1 protein-coding gene is annotated in these 1,304 nt (G+C 68.0%); it reads right to left on the bottom strand.

Features of this window, described 5'->3' with window-relative positions:
- Positions 1-168 precede the first annotated feature (168 nt).
- The gene (locus tag Tfont_RS14350) at positions 169-1,245 is read right to left on the bottom strand and encodes an IS5 family transposase (RefSeq protein WP_260682415.1); all 1,077 of its coding nucleotides are present in this window, start codon (positions 1,243-1,245) and stop codon (positions 169-171) included.
- Positions 1,246-1,304: the final 59 nt, after the last annotated feature.

Genomic DNA, 1,304 nt, shown 5'->3' with positions numbered 1-1,304 from the left:
AGGGCACTTCGCAAAACCCCATTTCCGAGAGCTGAACCGGCATGAGGGCGCTCGCGTCGTTCAGTTCGGGGTTCTCGGTGCCGCTCAGGCCCCGTCATCGCCGCCTTGGCGGGCGCCCGAGGCCCTGCAAAACGGCGTTTGCAGGCTGCAGCGGGCGCACCTCTGCCTTCATCGCGCACACCCGCACGGGTCATGGCGCACCAGCCAGACCAGCCGCTTGGCGTTGTACGCCGCGCACTTGAGCAGGATCGCCAGTTCGTTTCTCGCCAGCGTCATCGCCCGCACGCACTTGCCGCCCAACTGCTCGAGGCCGGCGAACACATGTTCGCCTCTGGCGCGGACGCGGTTGATCGCCTTGTTGCGCGCGTCCAGTCGCACGCGCCGCTCCTGCCCGGGCTTGGCACGCCGCGCGATGCCGTCGCGCAGCCCGTGGGCCTGCAGCCACTGGCGGTTGGTCTGCGCGTCGTAGCCTCGGTCGGCCAGCAGCCGCGCGCCGGTGTTGGCGCGGTCCAGCACCTCCTTGAGCGTCTGGCCGTCATCGACATTGGCCGGCGTGACCTTGACCCGGCGGATCAGCTTGTAGCGCGCGTCCGCGTTGGCGTGCGCCTTGTAGCCGTAGAAGCTCTTGCCGTGCTTCTTGGTCCAGCGCGCGTCGCGGTCGGTGTGCTGCAGCCGCTTGGCATTCCAGCCCTCGGGCCTGCGGCCTTCGTTGAGCGCTTCGCGCTCGTCCTTGTTCGCCTGGGTGAGCGGTGCCTGCACGATGCTGGCATCCACGATCTGCCCGCCGCGCGGGATGTAGCCGTGCTGCTGCAACTGCAGGCTCACCGCCTCGAAGATGGCGCGGCCGCCCAGCCCGCCTTGGGCCAAGCGCTGCTTGAAACTCCACAGCGTGCGCGCATCGGGGATGTGCAGTGCTGCGTCCAGGCGGCAGAAGTGCGGCAAGCTCATGCGGTCCAGCACCTGGTACTCGCAGTCCTCGTCGCTGAGGTTGTACAGCGACTGGATGAACAGCAGCCGCACCATCACCTCGGTGGGGTACGGCGGGCGCCCGCCTTTGCTACGGTCAGCGCGAGGGCAGGCGGTGTCGACCCGGGCGGCAATGGCCGCGAAGTCGATCAGTTCGTCCATTGCTGCCAGGTTGGCGATGAAGCCGCCGAGCTTGGCTTGGCGTTGGTCTTGCACGAACAGGTCAGCGCCGGGCTGAGAGCGCCAGAAGGACGAGGGCTTGATGCGCGATGTGCTCATGGGCGCCATCATGCCGGCTCACGGGCTGCAAGGGGGAGGGAGGTTTCGAGAAGTGCCCT

This window comes from Tepidimonas fonticaldi (assembly GCF_007556755.1).
In the GTDB taxonomy this organism is placed as follows: domain Bacteria; phylum Pseudomonadota; class Gammaproteobacteria; order Burkholderiales; family Burkholderiaceae_C; genus Tepidimonas; species Tepidimonas fonticaldi.
The sequence above is the reverse complement of the archived record's forward strand: the minus strand, read 5'-3'. Positions and strand labels throughout refer to the sequence as shown.

Excerpts from the sequence above, each read along its gene's own strand:
- Tfont_RS14350 (WP_260682415.1), bottom strand. The coding sequence starts at position 1,245 with ATGAGCACATCGCGCATCAAGCCCTCGTCCTTCTGGCGCTCTCAGCCC.